We start from the raw sequence: 22,060 nt of genomic DNA, 5'->3' as shown, positions 1-22,060 counted from the left end.
CGCCGGCTTTGACAATTGCGCGCATGCTCGGTGAATGGCGCATCCGGCAATTGTCGAAGTCGATATCGAGACACTGGCACGCGGAGCGGCCGCGGGTGATCCGCTCGCGCTGAACGCTCTCCTGGCCGCGATCCGGCCGGAAACCCTCCGGCTGTGTGCGCGCTTCCTGCCGAACCGCGAGGACGCGGAGGAGGCGTGCCAGGACGCGCTGTGGGCGGTGACCCGCGGCATCGCGAGCTTCCAGGGCCGCTCCACGTTCCGGACCTGGCTGTACGGCCTCACCGCCAACCGGGCGCGGTCGACCTACCAGGCCATGCGCCGCCGTTACGACGGCGAGGCGGGTGGCGCGCCGCTGCCCGACCCGCCCGACCCGCGACGGACCAGCGTCGTCGCCGGCACCCGGCTGGACCTGCTGGACGCCCTCGACGAGCTGCCCGCGGAGTACGCGGAGGCGGCCACCCTGCGGGACGTCCTCGGCCTCGGATACGCCGACATCGCCGCGCTGCTCGACGTGCCGGAGGGAACCGTGAAGTCGCGGATCCACGAGGCCCGGCGGCGCCTTCGTCTCCGGCTGAGCGACTACCGGTAAATGACCTTGCGAAACCGCGAACAAAAGGGGGTGCCGGCGTGACCAACAGAGTGACCGAGCAAGAAGTCGACGAAAGAGAGTCGTTATGTGTCACTCGAAATTCCGCCGGATCGCGGCCACCGGTGCACTCGCCCTGATCGCCGCGATTCCACTGGCCGCCTGCGGCGGCCCGGCGGTGTCACCACGGCCCGCGGAGGCGGCCACCCCCCGGACCCCGACGGCGCCGCCCAGCGCGTCGGCCGAGGCCGTGAGCCCGGCGGTCACCACCACGAGACCGGCGGCGCCGCCCAAGACCCGTACGGTCGAACCGGGCCGCACCACGACCCGGCCGAAGCCGACCTCGACCAGGTCGACCGGCAGCTGCCTGGGCGCCGTCCGGTACGACCTGGACCTGAACAACACCGTGCTGGACCTGGTCAAGTCGATGTGCTTCCACACCGGTGGGGTCCTGCGCCTGCAGGGCACCGGGCCGGGACTGGTGACCGCGACCCCCGAGTCGCTGCGGTCGAAGAGCTACGAGGGCGGCGTGGAGGACATCCGTTTCCTCCGGCCGGGAACGGTCACCGTCACCATCCCGCGGGACGAGCAGACGTACACGATCGAGGTCGTGGTCATCAGTTAGACCGCACCCGCACCCCGGCGAGCAGCGTGTCGACGAAAGCCGACGGGTTGTTCGCCGGTGGTGCGATCTGCACGTACACCAGCCCGGTGGCGGCCGCCTCGACCAGCGGGCCGCGCCGGCCCGGGCAGAGGTAGGCGGCGATCACCCAGTCGATGCCGGCCAGCCGGCTGTGCCGCACCGGTTCCGGCGTGCAGTCGGCGTGCGGAATGCGGGCGACGAAACCGTCCGGTGAGCCGCCGTCGCGGGTGAACCAGAGGAACGCGCCCCGGACGGCGTCGTCGGTGCGCCAGCGGGCCGGGTCGGGGGAGATCAGCAGCGCCGGCCCGGACCATCGGCCGGCCTGGGCCTGCCAGCCCGCCGGGAGGCGTACGGAGATCCGGCCGGTCGGGTCCACCGCCGTCCCCGACTCCGGCGAGAAACGGCGGCCCACCGTGTCGGACGCGAGCACGGACACCGCGGCCGCCGACGCGAACACCATCGTCACCCGGGCCGCGCGGGCGATGGGCTTCGTGGCGGTGGCCCGGTCCAGGGCCGCCGCCATCGCCCGGGCATCCCGGTAGCGGCCGGCCGGCCGCTGCGACGTGGCGGTCCGGAGCACCTCGGCGACCTTGCGCGGCACGCCGGGGCGGAGCCGCACCGGCCCGTCCGGTTTACGGCGCACCGGTGCACCGAGCAGCCGTATCCCGAGCTGGCCCAGGCCGTAGACGTCGGTGCGCCGGTCGACGATCGCCAGCGGTTCGTCCTGCTCGGGTGCCATGTAGCCGGGCGTTCCCGCCCGGGCGGTCATGCCGGAGGCGGTGGCGAGCGCTTTGGCCAGCCCCAGATCGGCGACCAGGACCTGCTCGACGCCCTCGCGCCGGGAGCGGAACAGGATGTTTCCCGGCGTCAGGTCACGATGGATGATGCCGTGATCGTGCAGCACCGCGACGCCATCGCAGATGGCTCGCAACAGCGGTGTGGCCTGCCGGGTCGGGATCGGTCCGCGGGCCAGTCGATCGCGGAGGCTGCCGCCGTCCGCCCAGCCCATCACCGAGTACGGCCGCCCGTCGGGTAACTCACCGAGGGCGTGCACCGAGACGATGCGTTCGTCGTTCAATTGCCAGAGCATGCGGGCTTCATCCAGGAAGCGCTCCCGGATGCGCAGGTCGTGGCTCCAGTTCTCGGCCAGCACCTTGATCGCCACACGGGCGCCGAGCGCCGCGTCGTATCCCAGCCAAACGGTCGCGAAGGAACCGATGCCGAGCAACCGCTCGATGCGGTACGACCCGATCCGGACCGGAGAGGTCACCACGGATCGAGCATAGAGTGCCGGCGCCGTGCCGGCCGGTCGAGCGACCGGCCGTCACCAAGCCGCTGGATCAGACCGGGCGGATGTTCTCCGCCTGCGGGCCCTTGGCGCCCTGGGCCACGTCGAACTCGACCCGCTGGTTCTCCTCGAGGGTGCGGAAGCCCGAGGTCGCGATGGCCGAGAAGTGTGCGAACACGTCGGCGCCACCGCCGTCCGGCGTGATGAATCCGAAGCCCTTGTCACCGTTGAACCACTTGACGGTACCGGAAGCCACTATTTCTCCTTGATTTTTGCGGGACCGCACTGTGCGGAACCGCGCGCCGCCGCATCGATTTCGAAAGTGAAAACGCCTGACAGGTCGAAGATGACCCATCAGGCGTCTGAACGTCTCAGGAAATCAAAACTGCAACGGCCTAAGGCTAGCACGAGCTAAATGAGGGTCAGCGCTTCGGCATAGTGACAGGCGGTCTGATGACCCTGGCCACGCTCGGCGAGCGCGGGAATTTCGGTGCTGCATTTCTCGCGTTCGTCATCGGTGAGTTGCCCGGCGAACTTCGGGCATCGGGTCCGGAAACGGCAACCGCTGGGCGGGGTGACCGGGCTCGGTACGTCACCGGCGAGAATTATTCGTTTCCGGGTCCGTTCCTTTTTCGGGTCGGGCAACGGAATCGCCGAGATCAGGGCCTGGGTGTACGGGTGAGCGGCATTGCGGAAAAGGTCCTCCACCGGCGCCGTCTCCACGATCCGCCCCAGATACATCACCGCCACCCGGTCGGCGATGTGCCGCACCACCGACAGGTCGTGCGAGATGAACAGATAGGACAGGCCCAGCTCGTCCTGCAGGTCCTCGAGGAGGTTGATGACGCCGGCCTGGATCGAGACGTCCAGGGCCGACACCGGCTCGTCCAGCACCAGCAGCTTCGGTTGCAGGGCCAGGGCTCGGGCCACGCCGATGCGCTGGCGCTGACCGCCGGAGAACTCGTGCGCGTACCGGTTGCCGTGCTCCGGGCTCAGGCCGACCATCTTGAGCAGATCGCGCACCTTGTCCCGGCGGTAGAGGCCGTGGATGCGCAGCGGCTCGGCGATGACCTCGTTGACCGTCATCCGCGGGTCCAGCGACGCGTACGGGTCCTGGAAGACGATCTGCATCTCGCGCCGCAGCGGCCGCATCTGGCCGCGGGACAGCGGCACGATGTCGCGGTCCTGGAAGCGGATCTCGCCGGCCGTGGCCGGCACCAGGTTGAGCAGCAGGCGCCCGGTGGTGGTCTTGCCGCAGCCGGACTCGCCGACCAGGCCGAGCGTCTCGTGCGAGAAGATGTCGAAGTTGATGTCGCACACCGCGTGCACGTCGCCGACCTGGCGCCGGAGGATGCCGCGGGACCGGACCGGGAAATGCTTGACCAGCCCGCGTACGGAGACGATCGGGGTCACGAGAAAACCTCTTCGGCGGTGGCCGAGGCGAGCTCGGAGTGGAAGTGGCAGGCGGCCTGGTGGCGCGGGTTGGTGGTGGCGGTCAGAGCCGGCTCGGACTCCTCGCAGAGCTCCCGGCGCTTCGGGCAGCGCGGCCCGAACGGGCAGCCGGGCGGCAGGTTGAGCAGCGACGGCGGGGTCCCGGTGATCGGGATCAGCCGGGGCCGGCCGGACTCGTCGATGCGCGGCAGGCTGCCCAGCAGGCCCAGCGTGTAAGGCATCCGCGGCTGATAGAAGATCTCGTCCACGGTGCCGGTCTCGACGAGTTTGCCCGCGTACATCACGTTGACCCGGTCGGCGTGCCCGGCGATGACCCCCAGGTCGTGGGTGATCAGGACGAGCGCGGCGCCGGTCTCCTTGCGGGCTGCCTCCAGCGCCTCCAGCACCTGCGCCTGCACGGTCACGTCGAGCGCGGTGGTCGGCTCGTCCGCGATGATCAGGTCGGGGTCGTTCGCCATCGCGATCGCGATGACGACCCGCTGCCGCATGCCGCCGGACATCTCGTGCGGATAGCTGTCGACCCGCAGTTTCGGGTTCGGGATGCCGACGACCTCGAGCAGTTCGGCCGCCTGCTGCAGCGCCCGCGCCTGACCGACGGCGTGGTGCGCCCGGATCGCCTCGGCTATCTGGGTGCCGACGGTGTAGACCGGATTGAGCGAGGTCAGCGGGTCCTGGAAGATCATCGCGACCTTGTTGCCGCGGATCTTCGACATCTCGTCGTCGCTTTGGCCCAGCAGTTCCTCGCCGAGCAGGCGGATCGAGCCGGTGATCCGCGCGTTGCGGGGGAGCAGGCCCATCACGGCGAGGGAGGTCACCGACTTGCCGGAACCGGACTCGCCGACGATGCCGACGGCATCGCCCCGGCGAACCTCGTAGGAGACGCCGCGGACGGCCTGGACGGTGCCGTCCTCGGTGGGGAACCCGACGGTGAGGTCGTCGACCTCGAGGAGAACCTCGGAAGGCGCTGTCATGGCCGTACCCTCGTCTGCTTGGGGTCGAACGCGTCCCGCAGGCCGTCGCCGATGAAGTTGATGGTCAGCGCGATCAGGATGATGAACAGGCCGGGGAAGTAGAACAGCCACGGCCGGGTGTTCACCGCGTCCCGGTTGATCGACACGAGCAGGCCGAGCGAGGTGTCCGGGGCCTGCACGCCGACGCCGAGGAAGGACAGCGCCGCCTCGCCGAGGATGCCGGTGGCGATGGTCAGGGTGGCGGTGACGGTGATCGCGCCGAGGGCGTTGGGCAGCAGGTGCCGCAGGATGATCCGGGCGTTGCCCGCCCCGAGCGCCCGCGCCGCCTCGATGAACTCCTGCTCCCGCAGGGAAAGAACCACCCCACGAACCACCCGTGAGACGTACGGCCAGGTCAGCGCGCCGAGGATGATCGCGATCGACCACCACTGGCTCCCGCCGACGCCCTGGGCGGCCACCGCGGCGGCGACCGCGATGGTCGGCAGGGTGAGGATGACATCGACGATGCGCATCATCAGGAAGTCCCACCGGCCGCGGTAGAGGCCGGCGATCGCGCCCCACAGGGAGCCGAGCACCGTGCCGATCAGGGCGATCGCGAGCGCGATCTTCAGCGACTGCTGGGTCCCGCGCATCACCTGGGCCATCGTGTCGTGCCCGATCAGATCGGTGCCGAACGGATGGGTCAGCGAGGGCGGCTGGGAGAGGTCGTCGGTGATGTCGGTGAAGGTGTACGTCCACAGCAGCGGGCCGACGTAGGCGAACAGCACCACCAGCAGGAACAGGATCAGGCTGGTCACCGCGGCCCGGTGCCGCCGGAACCGGCGCAGCACCATCTCGGACTGGGTGCGCTCGCGCACGACGGATGGCGGCGTTACCGGCAGGGTGCTAGTCATGGCGGATCCTCGGGTCCAGCACCGCGTACAGCACATCGGCGATGACGTTGAAGGCGATGACGACGAGCCCGGCCAGCAGCAGCCAGCCGGCCACCGCGTTGGTGTCGGCCCGGCTGACGCCGGTGAGCAGCATGCGGCCGAGGCCGTTCCAGTTGAAGACGGTCTCGGTGATCACGGCACCGCCGAGGATCGCGGCGATGTCCAGTGCGGTCACCGTGACCAGCGGGATCAGGGCGGTCCGCAGCACGTGCTTGACCAGCACCTTGCGCCAGGTCAGGCCCTTGGCCCGGGCGAGGCGGACGTAGTCCGAGTTGAGCACCTCGAGCATCGCGGCCCGCTGGTAGCGGCTCCACGCCGCGTACGAGATGAGGGCCAGCGAGATCGTCGGCAGCACCAGGTGCCCGGCGACGTCGGCGAACTTCCCGAACGCCGACAGGTTCTCGTAGTTCTGGGACGTCTCGCCGATCGTGTAGAAGACCGTGGTGCCGGTGGCCTTGTTGTAGCGGACCGCGAAGTCCTTGAGCACGATGGCGATCCAGAACGACGGCATGGCGAGGAAGACGAAGCCGAGGAACGTGGTGGTGTAGTCGAACTTGGAGTACTGCCGGACCGCGCTGAGCACGCCGGTGAGCACGGCCAGGACCAGCGCCAGCAGCATCGCGACGAACACGAGCCGCAGCGTCACCACCGAGGAACGGGCCAGGTTGGCGCCGATGTCGTAGGAGCTCTGCACGGACTCGCCGAAGTTGCCGTGCAGCACGCCCCACAGCCAGTGGCCGTACCGGGCGAAGATGTTGTCGTCCAGGCCGAGGCGCTGGGTCTCCAGCTCGATGGTCCGGGGTGGTGCGGGCGGGTTGCGCAGCTTCAGCGGCTCGAGTGGGTCACCCGAGAGTGCCACCAGGGCGTACGCAAGGAAGGAAGCGATGATCAGGACCGGGATCGCGGCGATGAGCCGCCGCACGACGTACGCGAACATGGGGTTTCTCCATCGAAGCAGGCCGCCGGGTGCGGGAATCCCGCACCCGGCGGCACTACGGGCGCCTAGTTGGCGGTTGCCTTGAGGCCCCACTCTTCGGTGTTGAAGGTCGGTCCGGTCGACGTGGAGTTCGGCCGGATGTTCACGTAGTCGGACTTGGACACCATGAAGTTGGCCCGCTGGAACAGCGGCAGGACGTAGTAGTCCTTGGCCATCAACGCGTTGGCCTGGTTGAGCAGGTCGGCGCCCTTGGCCTCGTCGAGGCCCGCCTGGACACCCGACTTGAGCACCGCGTCGGCCTCCGGGTTGACCCAGTGGCCGTAGTTGCTGTCGCTGTCCTTGCCCCAGAGCTGCTCGGCGCCCTGGAAGAAGAACGGGGTGTTCACCCAGGCGTAGACGATCATGTCGAAGTCGCCGGAGTCGAGGGTGGCGCCGAGCGTGTTGGTGGTCTGGATGGTCATGTTGATGCCGAGCTGCTTGAGCGTCGCCTGCACCAGCTCGGCCGTGGCCGCCCGGTTGACGTTGCCCTCGGTGTGCCGGAACCGCAGCGTGACCGCCTCGCCCTTGGGCGTCTTGAGCGCCGTGCCGACCCCGGTGTAACCCGCGGCGGTCAGGACCTGCTTCGCGCCCTCGACGTCCGCCTTGCCGGCGCCGGTGTCGCTCACCACGTCCTTGTAGTACGGGCTCTCCGGGGTGAAGTTGTGGTTCATCAGCGGCTTGGCTTCTTTCCAGAAGGTGCCGACCGTGCGACTGATGATGCCCTGCACGTCGATCGCCTTGAAGATGGCCTCGCGCAGCGCCTTGTCCTTCAGGAACTTGTTCTGCAGGTTGAGGTCGATGTGCTCCCACGAAAGCCCACCGGCGACCCGGTAGTTGACGCCCTGCAGGTTCTGCACCTGGGTGACCATGTCGAGGTTGGGCTGCGGGTCACCGGCGTTGATCTCGCCGTTCTGCAGCGCCGGCACGAACGACGACTGGTCGGTCACGATCTTGAAGATGATCTTCTCCAGCGACGGCTTCTTGCCCCACCACTTCGGGTTGGGCACCTCCACCAGCTGCTGGCCCTGGGCGTAGCTCTCGATCATGAACGGCCCGCCGGACCAGGTCGGCTGGGTCTTCCCGAACGCGGTCCAGGACTTGGCCAGACCGGCCGGGGTCTTGTCGTCGCCGGCCGCCTTCGCGATGTGCGCCGGGTAGAGCTCGCCGAAGAGCGACTTCCAGTCCGGGAACACCTTGCCGGGCTGGAACGTGGCGGTCACGGTCTTGCCGCCGTCCGTACCGACCACACTGGCCAGGATGTCGTAGCCGGAGCTGCTCGAGGTGCCGCAGTCCGGGCAGTCGCGGGTGTTACGGGCCCGGAACGCGTAGTCGAAGTCGTCCGCGGTGATCGGCGTGCCGTCACTCCACACGGCCTCGGGCTTGATCTTGTAGACGATGGTCTGCGGGTTGGTGTTCGTTACCTTCGGCTCCTCGACCACCAGGTCGGTGTTGAGGCCGGGCTTGGTGTCCGGCGCGCCGTAGTAGACGTTGGGGATGAGCCCGCCCATCATCACCGAGGTGGCGTAGTGCCCGCCGTCGGCGCCGACCGTGTTCCAGGTGGCGATGTCCTGCTCTTCGTAGTAGACCATCGTCCCGCCGGCCTTGGTCTCGCCGGTATTACAGGTCAGCGGGGTCTTCGCGCAGGAGTCGAAGCCGAGCAGTTCTTCGGTCGGGGTGCCTTCGCTGCCGGCGCAAGCGGTTATCGCGAGCAGCGAAGCGACCGCGACAGCGATCCCCTTCGAACGGAAAGTCATATTTCCTCCGGGCATGCCGGGGCGCCATCGATCAGAAGGTCGCCGTTGCGGGTACTGCGGTGTGAGCACATCTGACTGCACACAGTGGTGGGACGCCTAGGTCCCCGTATCCACTTGTGACTATCTCGTTATTTGATCTAGATCAATTTAACGAGCTGCTTACACCATTTGCACCGGCCGCAGCCAGCTCGCCCACCCCGACGTCGTGTGATCAACGAGTCCGATACGACCCGGATGTGGCCCGAATGTCCACCGGCGGGCATCGGCCGTCCAACTCGCCCGACCGGACGCCTATCCGCGGCTCGCTCCGCTCCGAATCTTCCCGGAGAGGGAGCGGGTGAGCCGATGACGGATACGACCCACCACCTGCTGGGCGGGCGGTACCGGCTACTGGAGATGATCGGTACGGGCGGGATGGGCCGGGTCTGGCGGGCGCACGACCAACTGCTGCTCCGGGATGTGGCGGTCAAGGAGATAACGGTGGCGTCCACCGCGCTGCTGGCCGCCCAGACGATGCGGGAGGCCCGGGCCGCGGCCCGGCTCGACCACCCCGGTGTGGTGCAGGTCTTCGACGTGGTCTGGCAACACGACCGTTCCTGGATCGTCATGGAGTACGTCAACTCACGCTCGCTGCACGAGGTCGTCCGCACCGACGGGCCGCGGGCGCCCCGGGAGGTGGCCCGGATCGGTGTCCAGGTGCTGGCGGCCCTGCGGGCCGCGCACTCCGCCGGGGTGCTGCACCGCGACGTGAAGCCGCACAACGTGCTGCTCGGCCCGGACGGCCGGGTCGTGCTGAGCGACTTCGGACTGGCCACGATCGGGGAGCAGGACGGCGGTGTCGACCCGCGGCTGGGCTCGCCGCACTACATCGCGCCGGAGCGACTCGGGCCGGCCGTGGCCGGCCCGCCGGCCGACCTGTTCTCGCTCGGCGCCACCCTGTACGCCGCGGTCGAAGGTCGCGCCCCGTTCGCCCGGGGAGATGTCGACGCGTCACTGCGGGCCCTGCTCGACGATCCACCCGATCCGCCCCGCCGGGCCGGGCCGCTGTCCGGGATCATCCTCGGCCTGCTCGCCAAGGACCCGGCGGACCGGCCGCACGCCGCCGAGACGGAGTCGGTGCTGCGGGCGGTCGTCGCCGGGCACAATCCACCGTGGCGGGGCCGCGCGGCCGTTCCCCCGCCGCCGTCCCGGCGGCCCCCCGGCCGCCGGTACGTGGTCGCCGGTATCGCCGCCGCGCTGCTGGCCACCGGTGGTGCCGGTGCCTACGCCGCCGGTGCGCACCGGCCCCCGCCGCAACCGTCGGCCATCCTCCGGCCGAGCGGCCCGTCCGTTGCCCCGTCGGTCGCCCCGGCCGACAGGTGCGGCTTCGGGGTCGACGCCGAACCGGTCGTCGCGGCGACCACCGGCGTGCCGGCCGGCCTGCCGAAGGGCTGGATCTGGTTCCGCGATCCCACCGGCTTCTCGCTCGCGCTGCCGGCCGGCTGGCAGCGCTCGACCACCGGCAACGAGGTCTGTTTCGGCGACCCGGCCGGCCGGCGGGCCTTCACCGTGAACATGATCGCTGTGGTCACCCGGCAGCCCCTCGCGTACTGGCAGAACCGGGAGAAAGCGGAACTGGCGGCGGGTGCCCTACCCGGCTACCGGCGGATCAGCATGGGCGTCCTGCTGTTCAAGCGGGGAGCCGCCGACTGGGAGTACACCTACCGGCCCGATTCGGACACCACCGTGCACGTGCGGCGGCTGCTGGCCGCGGTCAGCGGCAGCCGCTCCTACCTGCTGCGGTGGACCGCCGGCGACCCCGACTGGACCAGCGGTCTCGGACAGCAGCGGCAACTGATGGATCTCTTCGCGTCGGCGCCGTGACCTATCCGCCGATCATGTCGCTCCGAATCCCCCATATGAAGCTGAGCCGAATCCTGCTGACCGTCCCGGCCGTCGCCGCGCTGTTGCTGGCCACCCCGGCCGCCGCGCTGGCCGACGAAAGCGTGCACGTCAAGCTGCTCGAACTCAACAAATCGGGGGCGAGCGGAACGGCCACCCTGACCGCCACGGACGACGGCGACCTGAAGGTCAGCATCCGCTCCAGCGGCCTGGTCCCGAACTCGCCGCACGCTCAGCACCTGCACGGCTCCACCGCCGGGATGGACTTCCACTGCCCCGACATGTCGGCCGACAAGGACGGCAACGGCTATGTCAGCACCGAGGAGGGCATGCCGGTCTACGGCGACATCTTCGTCTCGCTGACCACCAAGGGCGACACCGCGAAGGCGAGCGGTCTCGCGGTCGACCGGATGCCCGTCGCCGACGCGAAGGGCAACCTCAGCTACGACCGGACCATCGCGGGCGCCGACCTGCCGCCCGGCACCATCGACCACCTCAAGGACCTGCACATCGTGCAGCACGGTATCGACGCCGACGGCAACGGGAAGTACGACACGGCCGCGCTGGGCGAGTCCACCCTGGCCAAGTCGGCCGGGCTGAGCGGTATCCCGGAGGAGACCACCGATCCGGCCCTGTGCGGCATGGTCAGCGGTGCCGCCGTGGGCTCGGTGCCGGTCGGCGGGGTGTCCACCGGCGACGGAAGCACCCGGCACGCTGCCGACCTCTGGTACGGCGCCGGCGGCCTCGCGCTGCTGGCCGCCCTCGGAGCGGTGGTGATCGGCCGGCGTCGCACCTTCGTGCTCCCCCGGGCGCAGCGATGACCATTCGGCTCCGCCTGCTGACGACGGCCGGGGTCGTGGCCCTGGCGATCGCCGGCGTCGCCGCCATCGCGATCGGCCGGCACGACGGCCCCGTCGGCGAGCCTCCGCTGACCTCGCCGCCGCCGGCCTCCCTCGACGGCGACGACGTTCTCACCAGGGGCCGCCTGCTGCCGACCTCACCGCCGACCCGCGTCGAGATCCCCGCGTTGCACGTCTCCGAGACGGTGGTCGGGCTCGGCCTGGAGCCGGACGGCACCATGGCGGTGCCCACCGACGCGCGAACCGTCGGGTGGTACACGAAGGCGCCCACCCCGGGCTCGCTCGGCCCCGCGGTCCTGGCCGGACACGTGGACTACCACGGCGCCGACGGCACCTTCGCCCGGCTCGCCGCGCTGCGGGCCGGCGACCAGGTGCGGGTGACCCGGCAGGACGGCACGGTCGCGGTTTTCGCGATCACCCACGTCGACCGGTACGCCAAGGACCACTTCCCGTCCGACGCCGTCTACGGCCCGATCGACCACGCCGGCCTGCGCCTGATCACCTGCGGCGGCGACTTCGACCGGCGCTCCGGCCACTACGTCGACAACATCGTCGCGTACGCCGACCTGCACTGATCGGCCGCGGCCCGCCCGCGGCGGCGGCCCGCCCGCGGCGGCGAGGTCAGGCGGCCAGTTCCCCGCGGCCGGCCGGGGTGGCGTGCGGTAGCCAGCGGGACAGCCGGTTCGGGGCGAACAACTCGTCGACGAACAGGTGCACGGCGCCGGTCAGTCCGGTCTGACCGAGCCGGCCGAGGCGGCGAACATCCCGTCGTTCTTCTTCAGCCCGCAGGACGTCGTGCCACGGAGCGAACCGGGCTTCCACCAGGTCGCCGGTCGAGCACGTCTAGATCCGCACGTCACCGATCAGGTGGACCTGGACGCCCAGTTCGGTCAGCAGCGCTGCCTTTGCCAGCAGGGCCTTGTCGGCGGTGGCGGCGTCGGGGGCGTAGGCCACGTTGAGGTGGTTGGCCCGATGGCGGGCCATGAACTGGTCGCGGGTCACGCCGTGCAGGACGGCGTGCATGATCGGCCAGGCCGGGGTGGTCGCCTGCGAGCGGCGCTCGGACTCCTCGGCCGGCAGCGACACCGCGCTCGCCCGGCCCAGGTCGGCGTGCAGGGCGCCGCCCTGGACGAACACCCGGCTCCACACCACCTCGCCGGGCTTGCAGATGCCCTTGATGGTCGAGCCGCCCAGCGGGAAGTAGACCGGATCCTGCCGCCGGCCCTCCGCCTCGGCGTAACCGGTGGCGAAGTGGGACGGCGGCACCGAGCCGGAGATCTCCCACACCCAGACGAACTCGCCGTCGAAGTCCTCGCCCCAGCGCACGTCGTGCAGGGTGGTGGCCGGGTCCAGGCCCATCGCGGTCCAGATCCGGTTGGTGATCAGGGCGTCGACCGCCACGCCCTCGTCGGCCTCGTTGAAGTGCGGGAGCGGGGTGCCCTCCCACAGCACGCGGGCGCCGTCACGGGAGGTGACCGGTGGGCGGTCGGCGTTGTTGAGCAGGCCCTCGGCCAGGTCCGACGCGGGGGAGAGATCCTTGAGGCCCTGCTGGTACTGGATGCCGACGGCGTCCAGGCCGAAGTCGTCGCTGATCCGCAGCGCGGCGATGTACATCTTGTACTGCCAGCGCAGTTGCGCCTCGGTGAGTTCGGTGGCCTCATCCGTACCCAATCGGAATTTCATGCCTTTGGCCGTGAGCCAGTCCCCGATGGCGTCGGCCTCGGCGTCGGGGACCCGCTGCATCTCGGCCCACAGGGCGCTCTGCGAGAGCCGCTCCTTGTAGATGCCGAGCGGGTTGAGCAGCTCGTCGTCGATGATGGCGTTGTACATGCCCATGCAGCCCTCGTCGAAGACGCCGATGATCGCCTTGTCGGCCAGGAGCTGGGCGGCCAGGGCCCGGCCGAGCGACGCCTCGGGGCTGTCCGGAAGCGGGGGCAGATCAGCGACGTGGGACGTGTCGTGCGAGATCGTGCCGGTGGAGACCCAGCTGCGCAGGCCGGCCTTGAACCAGTCGTCGGTGAAGTCGACCGACCAGATCGTCGAGTAGGGCACGCCCATCTTGGCCATGCCCGCGTTGAGGCCGAGCAGGCCGACCAGGCCGGGCCAGTCGCCGGCGAAGTTCGCCACGGTGAGGATCGGGCCGCGGTGGGTGCGCAGGCCGGCGAGTACGTGGTGGCTGTACTGCCAGACCGCCTCGGCCACGATCAGCGGGGCGTCCGGCGGGATCTGCTTGAACACCTCCAGGCCCATCCGCTGACTGGAGATGAAACCGTCGTGGGCGCGGCGCACCGACCAGCCGAGTTCGGCCAGGGCGGCGGTCACGTCGGCCTCCATCCGCTGCTGGGTGGGCCAGCCGGCCTCGTTGGCGGCCGGGCGCAGATCGCCGGAGGCGATCAGATATGCGGTACGCGGTTCGGCGGCCGGGCGGAAGGGCGCGGCCGGGAGGGTGTACGTGCTCATGGGGTCCTCCGTTGGCGAGTAGCGAGGGTGTGCGCGATGGATCGGGTGGCCGGATAGAGGTCGCGGTAGAGGGCGTAGAGCTCGTCGTAGCCGGCTTTCACGGCCGGGTCCGGCTCGACGATCTCGGCGGCGGGATTCCAGGTGGCGATGTCGGCGTCGGGCCCGGCGGCCAGAAACGCGGCGCCGTAGGAGGCGCCGATGGTCACCCGCGGCACCACCTGGGCGAGGCCGGTCACGTCGGAGACGATCCGGGTCCACGAGCCGCCCCGGGTGCCGCCGCCGACCGCGACGACGCGCCGGACCGGGGGCATCGCCTCGACGTTGTGCCGCACCCCGAGGGCGGTCGCCTCCAGGGCCGCGCGATAGAGGTCGCCGCGGGTGTGGTCGAGGGTCAGGCCGGCAATGATGCCCCGGGCGTCCGGGTCCATCAGCGGCGTGCGCTCGCCGGCCAGGTACGGCAGCATGAGCAGCCCCCGTGCGCCCGGGCCGGATGCCTCCGCCTCGGCCAGCAGATCGGGGTAGTCAGCGCCGGTGAGATCGCGCAGCCAGGCGGTGATCGCGCCCGAGGTGGCCATGCCGCCGGCCAGGTTGCGGGTGCCGGGGAAGGCACCGACCGTGCCCCACATCGCGGGGCTGGTCACGATCTCGGTGCCGGTCGCGATCAGGAACATCGTGGTGCCGTACATCAGCATCAGGTCGCCGGGGTTCTGGGCGCCGACGCTGACCGCCTCGGTCCACGCGTCGATCGTGCCGGTGATGACCGGGGTGCCGGCCGGGATGCCGGCGATGGCCCGCGCCGTGGTTCCGGCCACGTCGCCGGGCCAGGCCAGCGGCGGCAGTTCCAGATCCGGGGCGATCTGGTCGGCCCACGGCCGGTGCCAGGCCAGTGCGTGCGTGTCGAACATCGGCGTGCACTGGCTGGCCGAGTGGTAGTCGAGCACGTAAGCGCCGGTCAGCCGGTATGCCAGCCAGGACGCCGGCATGAACAGGCGGCTCGCGGCGCTGAACGTCGCCGGCTCGTGCTTCGCCAGCCAGGTGAGCTTCGGGCCGACCGCCTGGGAGGACAGCGCCGACCCGCATGTCGAACGGATCGTGTCGGCGCCACCCAGGAGGGCGGTGAGTTCCTCGATCTGCTCGGTGGCGCGGGTGTCCACCCCGTACAGGATGGCCGGTCTCAAAGGTTTGCCGGTTTTGTCGGTGAGCAGGACGCAGGGGCCCATGCCGCTGACCCCGACCGCGGTGACCGTGACGCCGGTGGTCAGCTCCCCGGCGAGGGAGAGGAACTCCTGCCACCAGATCTCGGCGTCCATCTCGACGTGACCGGGGTGCGGGCGACCGACGGCATGCTCGCGCACGGCCTGCCGGAGAACCGTGCCGTCCGCCCTGACCAGGACGCCCTTGCTGCTCGACGTGCCGATGTCGACGCCCAGGAAGTGGCTCATCGCTGCTCCCGGGTGCGCAGGACCACGGTCTTGGCCGGTCCGGCGTCGCCGTCGATGCGCTCCAGCAGCAGCGTGGCCGCGGCCTCGCCGAGCTCCCGGGCCGGCACGTCCACGACCCGGATGCCGCGCCGCCCGAACGACGCGAACGGCAGATCGCCGAACACCGCCAGGCCGAAACCGGGCGGGGTCAGCCCGGCATCGTGCAGGGCGTCCAGGGCACCGGCGGCCATCAGATTGTTGGCCACCACCGCCGCGTCCGGCGGCTCGGACAGGGACAGCAGGTCGGCCATCGCCTGCCGGCCACCGTCCACCCGGTAGTCGGCGTAGCGCAGCAGATCCTCCAGGTAGCCCTGGCCGGAGTGCCGGGCCGCGGCCTGCCGCCAGCCCGCCATCCGCAGCTGGGCGGTCTCCACCGAGCTGGGCCCGGTGATGCAGGCGACCCGGGTGAAACCGGCCGCGAACAGCGACTCGGCGGCGGAGTGACCGCCGGCCCGGTTGTCCACGGTGACCGCGTCCACGTCGGCGCGGGCCAGGCTGCGGTCCACCGCCACCACCGGGCGGTGGTGGGCGACCAGCCGGCTCACGTCGCTGGCGTCGTCGGCCGGGGCCAGGATCACCCCGGCCATGTGCTCGGCCAGGGCGATGCCGATGTACGTGGCCTCGCGCTCCGGGTCCTCGTCGGTGTTGCACAGCACCACCGAGTAGCCGGCCGCCCGGGCCCGGTTCTCCACGCCGCGGGCCAGCGCGGTGAAGAACGGGTTCTCGATGTCCGGGATGATCAGGCCGATCACCGCCGAGTGCTGGCCACGCAGGCGGCGGGCGGTGCGGTTCGGGACGAAGTCGAGTTCGGCGGCGGCCGCCCGGACCAGCCGTTCCGACGCGGCGGACACCTTGGCGCCGTTGAGGACGCGGCTGACGGTCGTGGCCGAGACGCCGGCCCGGGCCGCCACGTCGTAGATGGTCACCACGTGCGGAAGTCCTCGCGCAGTGAGCTTCGCAGCGCGGTCCGGCGGCGTTCCCGCGCCGCCCGGCTGATCCCGGCGTCCGGGTCGTACAGCTCGAACGCGTGCACCGCGCCCGGAACCAGCTCGAACAGGGTCGGCACCTCGGCGTCGGCCAGCCGCCGCGCGTAGTCGGCGCCCTCGTCGCGGAACAGGTCCCGCTCGCCGATGTCCAGGTAGGTGGGCGGGAGGCCGTCCAGGTCGGCCTCCCGCCCGGGGGCGGCGTAGCTGTCGGCCGGGCGGCCACCGAGGTAGGCGGCCCACGCCAGCTCGTCCAGGCGCCGGTTCCACACCGGCGTGTCCTCGTGACCGCTCGCGTCGTGCCGGTCGTCGAGCATCGGGTAGTAGAGGTGGGCGGCGGCGATGGCCGGGCCGCCCTCGTCCCGGGCTGCATTCCGGGCTTCGTCCCGCGCTGCGTTTCGGGCTGCGTTCCGGGCTGCGTTCCGGGCTTCGTCTCGGGTGAGCAGGCACAGGGCCGCGGCCAGGCCGCCGCCCGCGCTCGCCCCGGCCACCACGACCCGCTGATAGCGCTCGGCGCACCAGGCCAGGGCCGTGCGGCAGTCGTGCAGCGGGGCGGGGTGCGGGTGCTCGGGCGCGAGGCGGTAGTCGACCGCGACGACCGGGGTGCCGAGCGCGGCGGCCAAGTCCGAACAGAACAGGTCGTCGTAACGAGCCGCGCCGAGGAACATGCCGCCGCCGTGTATCCACAGCACGCAGGCGCGGCCGTCGCTCGCACCGCCGTGCACCCGCAGCTCGACGCCGTCCGCCTGGACGACCTCGGGCGGGGTGGCGGGTGCCGGAGCTGGGTTCTGCGCCCGCAGCCGGTCGTCGACGGCGCGCACGGCCGCCACGTCCAGCGGGCCGTCGGGGAGGTGGGAGGTCAGCGGTTCGCGGATCACCGGGCACCGGCCCGCATGGATGCCCGACGGGTGTCAGCTGCCTGATAAGCGTTCGCGGTCTGATGAACGTTCGCTGTCTGTGCCGCCGGCTCGGGCCGGCTCTGCCGGGCGTCGATCTCGCTCAGCAGCACCGTGGTCTGGCGGCAGGCAATGGTCAGCAGCAGCGGGGCCGCCACCAGGGCGAGGACGCCGGCCGAAGCCGCCGCCGCGAAGGTGGCGATGATCGTCAGGCCGGTCAGGGTCAGGGCCCAGGCGGGGCGGTACGCGGCGAGGATGACCCCGCCGCGTAGCGCCGCCGGGCCGCGCCTGCCACGCACCGCACCGTAAGCGAGGGCGTACGGCCCGACGATCAGGACGGCCGCGGCCGGCACCACGCCCCACGGGGCGATCAGGGCCAGACCGGCGACCGACAACAACAGGGCGAGAACCGGGTCCACCCGGCGCAGCGCGGCCGGCGACGGGCCGTCCTCGCGGCTGATCTGGGCGGCGAACGACGCCACGCCGGTCAGGGCCAGCAGTAGCGGCAGCACGGCGGCGGCTGCGACCCAGCGCGGTGCGCCGGACCACAGCGCCGCGGCCAGCGGCGCCGCCGCGAGCAGGGTTGCCGCGCCGGCGGCCAGGGAGCGGGGGAGTTCGTGCCAGACGGCGGTGGCCCCGGACCAGGTGAGCGCGGGCAGGGTGGAGTTTTCCATGATGATTCCTAGAGCTTCAGACCGCTTGAGGCGATCGACTGCACGATGTAGCGCTGGGCCGCGATGAACACGACCAGGACGGGCACGATCGCCATGGCGATGCCGGCCGCGATGGTGCCGAGGGAGCCGGTGGAGAAGCGGCCGGCCAGCAGCACCAGGCCCACCGGGAGGGTCTGCCGGTCGGTGTCGCTGATCATGACGAGTGGCAGCAGCAGGTCGTTCCACCAGTACGTGAAGCACAGGATGCCGAGGGTCGCGATCGACGGGCCGGAGAGCGGCAGGATGACCCGGGCGAACGTCCGGAAATGGCCGGCCCCGTCGATCTTCGCGGCCTCCTCCAGTTCGTACGGCAGGGCCAGGAAGTGCTGCCGCAGCAGGAAGATGCCGAATCCACTGAAGATGCCGGGCAGGATCAGCGACCACAGTGTGTTGGTCAGCCCCAGCTTCGACATGACCAGGAACAGCGGCACGATGGTCACCTGGATCGGGATCATCAGGGAGCCGATGACGATCGCGAACAGCATCCCCTTGCCGCGGAAGCGCAGCCGGGCGAACGCGTAACCGGCGGTCGCGCAGGTGACGATCTGGGCGGCCGTGATCGTGGTGGACACGATGATCGAGTTGACGAAGAACCGGAAGTACGGCACCTGGTCGGTGACCTTGCCGAAGTTGGCGGCGGTCAGGTTGTCCGGGCTGAACGTCGGCGGCAGCTTGTAGAGCTCTGCGTCCGAGGCCGAGAACGCACCTCGGAAGATCCACAGGAACGGCGCGGTGATGGCGAGGGCGGCGAGGACGAGGATCGCGAACGTGGCCACCCGGGCGAGAATGCGGCTCATTCGTAGAACGTCCATCTCCGGGAGAGCCGGAACTGGATCGCCGTGAGCGCGATCAGGACCAGCATGAACGTGATGCCGATGGCCGAGGCGTAGCCGAGGTCGAAGTCGCCGAACGCCCGGTCGTAGAGGTACTCCACGATGGTGCGGCTGGCGTCGCCCGGCCCGCCCTGGGTGAGCACCCGCGGCTCGGCGAAGATCTGGAACGAGTTGATGGTGTTGATGACGACCAGGAAGAAGATGGTCGGCGACAGCATCGGGAAGGTGATCCGCCAGAAGCGGGTCCAGGCGTTGGCGCCGTCGACGATCGCGGCCTCCCGCAGCACGTCCGGGATGGCCTGCAGGCCGGCGATGTAGACCAGGATCGAGAACCCGATGGTCTTCCACGAGTTCACCACGATCACCGACACCGGCGCCCAGGCCGACGACCCGAGCCAGTCGATCCGGTCGAGGCCGATCACCCCGAGCACGTAGTTGACCAGGCCGAGGTCCTTGTTGAGCAGGAACCGCCAGATCAGGGCGACGGCTGACGCCGAAACCACGAAGGGGAAGAGGAACGAGAGCCGGAAGAAGCCGCGCAGCCATCGCGGCATCCGGGTTTCCAGGAGTACGGCGAGCAGCAGGCCGACAACGACGTTCACCGCGAGGATGGCCAGGGCCATGTACGCCGTGGAGCCGTACACATGAAGCAGTCGTTCGTCGTGGACGAGCCGGTCGAAATTGTCGGTGCCGACGAACGTGCCGTCACTGAGCAGGTTCCAGTCGTAGAAGCTCAGGTAGAGCACGCCGGCCGTGGGGGCCAGGACGAAGACCAGGAACGTGACGATCGCGGGGGAGAGGAACGCCAGCGCGGCGAGGCCGTCTTTTCTGGGGGGTTTCCCCCGGCCGTGGACGGCCGGGGGAACCACATCTTGAGTCATAACGGTAGCCATTTCAGCAGGTGACGATGCTGCTCAGTTCAGCCTGCATGTCCTTGAGACCGTCGGAGACACTCTTCTCACCGGCGAAGATCAGCTGCAGGTGGCGCAGGACGGTGGACTCGAAGGCGCTGTACTTGGCGGGCGCCGGGTACGGCACGAGCGTCGGGTACTTGTCGATCGAGTCGTAGTACAGATCGGAGTTCGCCGGCGGCACCCCGACCTTCGAGATGGTCTGGGCCAGCGAGCGCCGCGACGGGATCGAGTCGCCCGGCTTGTCGGCGGTCCCGACGTACTGCTTCTCGATGTCGGTGCTGACCGTGAACTTCTGGTACTCCCAGGCGAGATCGGGGTTCTTCGACGACTTGAGGATCGGGTAACCGGCGCCGCCGAAGACGGTCTTGTAGGTGTCGCCCTTCGGGTACAGCTGGATGTCGAAGTCCTTGAACTTCGGCAGGAACGTGGCGATCGGCCAGCGCCCGGCGCCGAACATCGCGATCTGACCGTTCTGGAAGCGGGTGAACACGTCGCTCATCGGCATCGGCGCGGGGGAGACGCCGGTCTTGATGAGGTTCTCAAGGTATGCGACGGCCTTGTTGACCTGGGGCGTGTCGGCGGTGGCCGAGCACACGTCGTCGCTGGTCAGGTTGCCGCCGGCGTTGGCCACCCAGGGCATGATGCCGGGGAAGATCTCGTTGCTGGCCCAGGTGAAGCCGTACTGATCGGTCTTGCCGTCGCCGTTGGTGTCCTTGGTGAGCTTCTTGGCGGTGGCCTCGAAGTCGGCCCAGGTCCAGTCGGCCTTCGGCGGTTCGAGCCCGGCCTTCTTGAAGACCGCGGTGTTGTAGTAGACGACCATGTCGTTCCAGCCGTACGTCAGGGTGATGACGTCGCCCTTGACGGTGAAGCCGTCGATCAGGCCCGGCGCGATGTCCCCGGTGAGGGTCTTCGCGTCGGCGTCCTTGTCGAGGTAGTCGTTGATCGGCTTGACCAGGTTGTTGGCGTGCACGAACTGGGCGCCCTCGCCCGAGATGACCATGACGTCGGGGCGCTTGCCGGAGGCGATCAGCGTCGCCACGTTCGCGTAGTACGTGCCCCAGTTCTCGCCGGTGACGGGGGTGAGCGTCACCTTGGTGCCGGGATTGGCGGCCATGAAGGCGTCGGCCGTGGCCTTGTTGCCGGACTCGGCGGCCGGCCCGTAGTTCCAGTAGACGATGTCGAGTGCCTTGTCGCCCGCCGACGAATCGGAGTCGTCGTTGGAGCATGCGGCCGACGGTATGACTGCCAGCGCGGCGGCGCACAGCAGCGCGATTTTGCGGAGTGGGGTCTTCATGCCTGCGTCCCTCTCGAGTTGGGAGCGGTTGGGAGGCGGTGCGGTGGGCACAGTGAAGTCCAAGAAATCGATTTCGTCAAGAACTCGTTAACAGAGTCCTCAGGATGGGTCTGAACAGGAAACTTTCAGCCGGTATCGATTACGCCAGCTCGGCGCGCAGCACAATCGTGCGGGCCGCCTGAGTGTCTCCGCCGATGCGCTCGAGCAGCATCGTGGCGGCGGTGACGCCGAGGTGGCGGGCCGGTAGCCGGACCTGCACCACGGCCGGCGGGGTGAGGAACAGGAACGGCAACTCGCCGACCACGGCGAGGCCGAACCGGGCCGGGTCCACGCCGGCCTCGACGATCGCCTGGAGGGCGCCCACGCCCATCAGGTTGTTCGTGGTCAGCACCGCGTCCGGCGGCTCCGGCAGGGCCAGGAGCTGCCGCATCGCCTGGTAGCCGCCGTCCGCGCGGAAGTTCGCGTGCTGCAGGAAGTCGCCCGGGACCACGGACTTGCGGGCGGTCATCACCTGCCGCCAGCCCAGGAACCGGTCCTCGGTCGACTCGATCCCGACCGGGCCGGCGATGCAGGCGATCCGGCGGTGCCCGGCGTCGAACAGTGCCGTGGTGGCGGCGATACCGGCCGCCCGGTTGTCCACCTTGACCGCGTCGACCGGGTACGGCGTGGTGCGGTCGACGGCCACCACCGGGCGGCCGAGCGAGGCGATCGCGCCCAGGTCGGCCTCGTCCGAGGCGGGCGCCAGGATCACCCCGGCCATCTGCTCGGACGCGGCGATCTGCAGGTAGTTCGTCTCCTTGACCGGGTCGTCGTCGGTGTTGCACAGCACCACCGAGAAGCCCGACTCGCTGGCCCGGTCCTCGACGCCGCGGGCGAGCGCGGTGAAGAACGGGTTCTCGATGTCGGGGATCAGCAGCGCCACCACCTCGGAGCTCTGTTTGCGCAGGCGGCGGGCGGTCTTGTTGGGCGTGAAGGCCAGTTTCCCGGCGGCGTCGAGCACGGCCCGCGTCTTCTCGGGCGACACGGTGTTGCCGTTGAAGACGCGCGAGACGGTCGCGGGTGAGACGCCGGCGAGCGCCGCAACCTCGTAGATCGTGGCCATGAAGCGACACTCTATGGCTTCTTGACAGGCAGCGGGCTTCG

At 70.1% G+C, this 22,060-nt stretch carries 22 protein-coding genes; 5 read left to right on the top strand and 17 right to left on the bottom strand.

Features of this window, described 5'->3' with window-relative positions; genetic code table 11:
• The first annotated feature begins 34 nt into the window (after positions 1-34).
• Positions 35-589, top strand: coding sequence for an RNA polymerase sigma factor (locus tag Ato02nite_RS07355; protein WP_213005635.1), 555 nt, complete (start codon positions 35-37; stop codon positions 587-589).
• A gap of 85 nt (positions 590-674) precedes the next feature.
• Positions 675-1,211 carry a hypothetical protein gene (locus Ato02nite_RS07350; protein ID WP_213005634.1) on the top strand — a complete coding sequence of 179 codons (537 nt, stop codon included), beginning with the start codon at positions 675-677 and terminating at the stop codon, positions 1,209-1,211.
• Here Ato02nite_RS07350 and Ato02nite_RS07345 read toward each other — a convergent pair.
• From Ato02nite_RS07345 to Ato02nite_RS07315, 7 genes are all read right to left on the bottom strand, one after another.
• Positions 1,204-2,502 (bottom strand): serine/threonine-protein kinase, encoded by a 1,299-nt coding sequence (locus tag Ato02nite_RS07345; protein ID WP_246606235.1) that lies wholly within the window; start codon positions 2,500-2,502, stop codon positions 1,204-1,206. The genes Ato02nite_RS07350 and Ato02nite_RS07345 overlap by 8 nt on opposite strands.
• 67 nt (positions 2,503-2,569) lie before the next feature.
• Positions 2,570-2,773: a cold-shock protein gene (locus tag Ato02nite_RS07340; protein WP_213005633.1), complete on the bottom strand. Its 204-nt coding sequence runs from the start codon at positions 2,771-2,773 to the stop codon at positions 2,570-2,572.
• 155 nt (positions 2,774-2,928) lie between these two features.
• Positions 2,929-3,930, bottom strand: a complete 1,002-nt coding sequence (locus tag Ato02nite_RS07335; RefSeq protein ID WP_213005632.1) for an ABC transporter ATP-binding protein — start codon at positions 3,928-3,930, stop codon at positions 2,929-2,931.
• The gene (locus Ato02nite_RS07330) at positions 3,927-4,940 is read right to left on the bottom strand and encodes an ABC transporter ATP-binding protein (RefSeq protein ID WP_213005631.1); all 1,014 of its coding nucleotides are present in this window, start codon (positions 4,938-4,940) and stop codon (positions 3,927-3,929) included. Before Ato02nite_RS07330 ends, Ato02nite_RS07335 begins: the two co-directional genes overlap by 4 nt.
• Positions 4,937-5,833, bottom strand: coding sequence for an ABC transporter permease (locus tag Ato02nite_RS07325; protein ID WP_213005630.1), 897 nt, complete (start codon positions 5,831-5,833; stop codon positions 4,937-4,939). The genes Ato02nite_RS07330 and Ato02nite_RS07325 overlap by 4 nt, the downstream gene beginning before the upstream one ends.
• Complete coding sequence (locus tag Ato02nite_RS07320) at positions 5,826-6,809, bottom strand: ABC transporter permease (RefSeq protein WP_213005629.1); 984 nt, start codon at positions 6,807-6,809, stop codon at positions 5,826-5,828. Before Ato02nite_RS07320 ends, Ato02nite_RS07325 begins: the two co-directional genes overlap by 8 nt.
• Before the next feature lie 65 nt (positions 6,810-6,874).
• The gene (locus Ato02nite_RS07315) at positions 6,875-8,602 is read right to left on the bottom strand and encodes an ABC transporter family substrate-binding protein (protein WP_213005628.1); all 1,728 of its coding nucleotides are present in this window, start codon (positions 8,600-8,602) and stop codon (positions 6,875-6,877) included.
• A 345-nt stretch (positions 8,603-8,947) separates the two neighbouring features.
• On the opposite strand from Ato02nite_RS07315, the gene Ato02nite_RS07310 reads away from it, so the two are divergent.
• From Ato02nite_RS07310 to Ato02nite_RS07300, 3 genes are read left to right on the top strand one after another with little or no spacing between them, the layout of a single operon-like run.
• On the top strand, positions 8,948-10,465 hold the full coding sequence (locus tag Ato02nite_RS07310) for a serine/threonine-protein kinase (RefSeq protein ID WP_213005627.1): 1,518 nt from the start codon (positions 8,948-8,950) through the stop codon (positions 10,463-10,465).
• A 35-nt stretch (positions 10,466-10,500) separates the two neighbouring features.
• Positions 10,501-11,304 carry a GVDTG sorting domain-containing protein gene (locus tag Ato02nite_RS07305; RefSeq protein ID WP_213005626.1) on the top strand — a complete coding sequence of 268 codons (804 nt, stop codon included), beginning with the start codon at positions 10,501-10,503 and terminating at the stop codon, positions 11,302-11,304.
• Entirely contained in the window at positions 11,301-11,918 is a 618-nt protein-coding gene (locus tag Ato02nite_RS07300; protein ID WP_213005625.1) for a class F sortase, read from the top strand. The genes Ato02nite_RS07305 and Ato02nite_RS07300 overlap by 4 nt, the downstream gene beginning before the upstream one ends.
• 46 nt (positions 11,919-11,964) lie before the next feature.
• Here Ato02nite_RS07300 and Ato02nite_RS07295 read toward each other — a convergent pair whose 3' ends face one another.
• The 10 genes from Ato02nite_RS07295 to Ato02nite_RS07250 all read right to left on the bottom strand — a co-directional run bounded on the left by Ato02nite_RS07295 (position 11,965) and on the right by Ato02nite_RS07250 (position 22,019).
• Positions 11,965-12,165, bottom strand: a complete 201-nt coding sequence (locus tag Ato02nite_RS07295) for a hypothetical protein (RefSeq protein ID WP_213005624.1) — start codon at positions 12,163-12,165, stop codon at positions 11,965-11,967.
• A 21-nt stretch (positions 12,166-12,186) separates the two neighbouring features.
• A complete protein-coding gene (locus tag Ato02nite_RS07290) occupies positions 12,187-13,803 on the bottom strand; it encodes a fucose isomerase (RefSeq protein ID WP_213005623.1) in 1,617 nt (538 codons plus the stop codon).
• Positions 13,800-15,245, bottom strand: a complete 1,446-nt coding sequence (locus Ato02nite_RS07285; protein WP_213005622.1) for an FGGY-family carbohydrate kinase — start codon at positions 15,243-15,245, stop codon at positions 13,800-13,802. Before Ato02nite_RS07285 ends, Ato02nite_RS07290 begins: the two co-directional genes overlap by 4 nt.
• Positions 15,242-16,213 (bottom strand): LacI family DNA-binding transcriptional regulator, encoded by a 972-nt coding sequence (locus tag Ato02nite_RS07280; protein ID WP_213005621.1) that lies wholly within the window; start codon positions 16,211-16,213, stop codon positions 15,242-15,244. The genes Ato02nite_RS07285 and Ato02nite_RS07280 overlap by 4 nt, the downstream gene beginning before the upstream one ends.
• On the bottom strand, positions 16,207-17,145 hold the full coding sequence (locus Ato02nite_RS07275; RefSeq protein WP_213005620.1) for an alpha/beta fold hydrolase: 939 nt from the start codon (positions 17,143-17,145) through the stop codon (positions 16,207-16,209). The genes Ato02nite_RS07280 and Ato02nite_RS07275 overlap by 7 nt, the downstream gene beginning before the upstream one ends.
• Positions 17,142-17,837, bottom strand: coding sequence for a hypothetical protein (locus Ato02nite_RS07270; protein WP_213005619.1), 696 nt, complete (start codon positions 17,835-17,837; stop codon positions 17,142-17,144). Before Ato02nite_RS07270 ends, Ato02nite_RS07275 begins: the two co-directional genes overlap by 4 nt.
• 8 nt (positions 17,838-17,845) lie before the next feature.
• Entirely contained in the window at positions 17,846-18,673 is an 828-nt protein-coding gene (locus Ato02nite_RS07265) for a carbohydrate ABC transporter permease (RefSeq protein WP_213005618.1), read from the bottom strand.
• The gene (locus Ato02nite_RS07260; RefSeq protein WP_213005617.1) at positions 18,670-19,590 is read right to left on the bottom strand and encodes a carbohydrate ABC transporter permease; all 921 of its coding nucleotides are present in this window, start codon (positions 19,588-19,590) and stop codon (positions 18,670-18,672) included. Before Ato02nite_RS07260 ends, Ato02nite_RS07265 begins: the two co-directional genes overlap by 4 nt.
• A gap of 13 nt (positions 19,591-19,603) precedes the next feature.
• Positions 19,604-20,917 carry an ABC transporter substrate-binding protein gene (locus tag Ato02nite_RS07255; protein WP_213005616.1) on the bottom strand — a complete coding sequence of 438 codons (1,314 nt, stop codon included), beginning with the start codon at positions 20,915-20,917 and terminating at the stop codon, positions 19,604-19,606.
• A 139-nt stretch (positions 20,918-21,056) separates the two neighbouring features.
• Positions 21,057-22,019 (bottom strand): LacI family DNA-binding transcriptional regulator, encoded by a 963-nt coding sequence (locus Ato02nite_RS07250; RefSeq protein WP_213005615.1) that lies wholly within the window; start codon positions 22,017-22,019, stop codon positions 21,057-21,059.
• Positions 22,020-22,060 lie beyond the last annotated feature (41 nt).

It is taken from the genome of Paractinoplanes toevensis, from assembly GCF_018332695.1.
GTDB classification, from domain to species: domain Bacteria; phylum Actinomycetota; class Actinomycetes; order Mycobacteriales; family Micromonosporaceae; genus Actinoplanes; species Actinoplanes toevensis.
This window is presented reverse-complemented; position numbering and strand designations above follow the sequence as displayed.

What these genes read in the sequence shown, in the direction of transcription:
- Ato02nite_RS07355 (WP_213005635.1), top strand. Translation starts at nt 35, where the DNA reads ATGGCGCATCCGGCAATTGTCGAAGTCGATATCGAGACACTGGCACGC.
- Ato02nite_RS07350 (WP_213005634.1), top strand. Translation starts at nt 675, where the DNA reads ATGTGTCACTCGAAATTCCGCCGGATCGCGGCCACCGGTGCACTCGCC.
- Ato02nite_RS07330 (WP_213005631.1), bottom strand. Translation starts at nt 4,940, where the DNA reads ATGACAGCGCCTTCCGAGGTTCTCCTCGAGGTCGACGACCTCACCGTC.
- Ato02nite_RS07325 (WP_213005630.1), bottom strand. Translation starts at nt 5,833, where the DNA reads ATGACTAGCACCCTGCCGGTAACGCCGCCATCCGTCGTGCGCGAGCGC.
- Ato02nite_RS07320 (WP_213005629.1), bottom strand. Translation starts at nt 6,809, where the DNA reads ATGTTCGCGTACGTCGTGCGGCGGCTCATCGCCGCGATCCCGGTCCTG.
- Ato02nite_RS07315 (WP_213005628.1), bottom strand. Translation starts at nt 8,602, where the DNA reads ATGACTTTCCGTTCGAAGGGGATCGCTGTCGCGGTCGCTTCGCTGCTC.
- Ato02nite_RS07310 (WP_213005627.1), top strand. Translation starts at nt 8,948, where the DNA reads ATGACGGATACGACCCACCACCTGCTGGGCGGGCGGTACCGGCTACTG.
- Ato02nite_RS07305 (WP_213005626.1), top strand. Translation starts at nt 10,501, where the DNA reads ATGAAGCTGAGCCGAATCCTGCTGACCGTCCCGGCCGTCGCCGCGCTG.
- Ato02nite_RS07300 (WP_213005625.1), top strand. Translation starts at nt 11,301, where the DNA reads ATGACCATTCGGCTCCGCCTGCTGACGACGGCCGGGGTCGTGGCCCTG.
- Ato02nite_RS07290 (WP_213005623.1), bottom strand. Translation starts at nt 13,803, where the DNA reads ATGAGCACGTACACCCTCCCGGCCGCGCCCTTCCGCCCGGCCGCCGAA.
- Ato02nite_RS07285 (WP_213005622.1), bottom strand. Translation starts at nt 15,245, where the DNA reads ATGAGCCACTTCCTGGGCGTCGACATCGGCACGTCGAGCAGCAAGGGC.
- Ato02nite_RS07270 (WP_213005619.1), bottom strand. Translation starts at nt 17,837, where the DNA reads ATGGAAAACTCCACCCTGCCCGCGCTCACCTGGTCCGGGGCCACCGCC.
- Ato02nite_RS07265 (WP_213005618.1), bottom strand. Translation starts at nt 18,673, where the DNA reads ATGAGCCGCATTCTCGCCCGGGTGGCCACGTTCGCGATCCTCGTCCTC.
- Ato02nite_RS07260 (WP_213005617.1), bottom strand. Translation starts at nt 19,590, where the DNA reads ATGACTCAAGATGTGGTTCCCCCGGCCGTCCACGGCCGGGGGAAACCC.
- Ato02nite_RS07255 (WP_213005616.1), bottom strand. Translation starts at nt 20,917, where the DNA reads ATGAAGACCCCACTCCGCAAAATCGCGCTGCTGTGCGCCGCCGCGCTG.
- Ato02nite_RS07250 (WP_213005615.1), bottom strand. Translation starts at nt 22,019, where the DNA reads ATGGCCACGATCTACGAGGTTGCGGCGCTCGCCGGCGTCTCACCCGCG.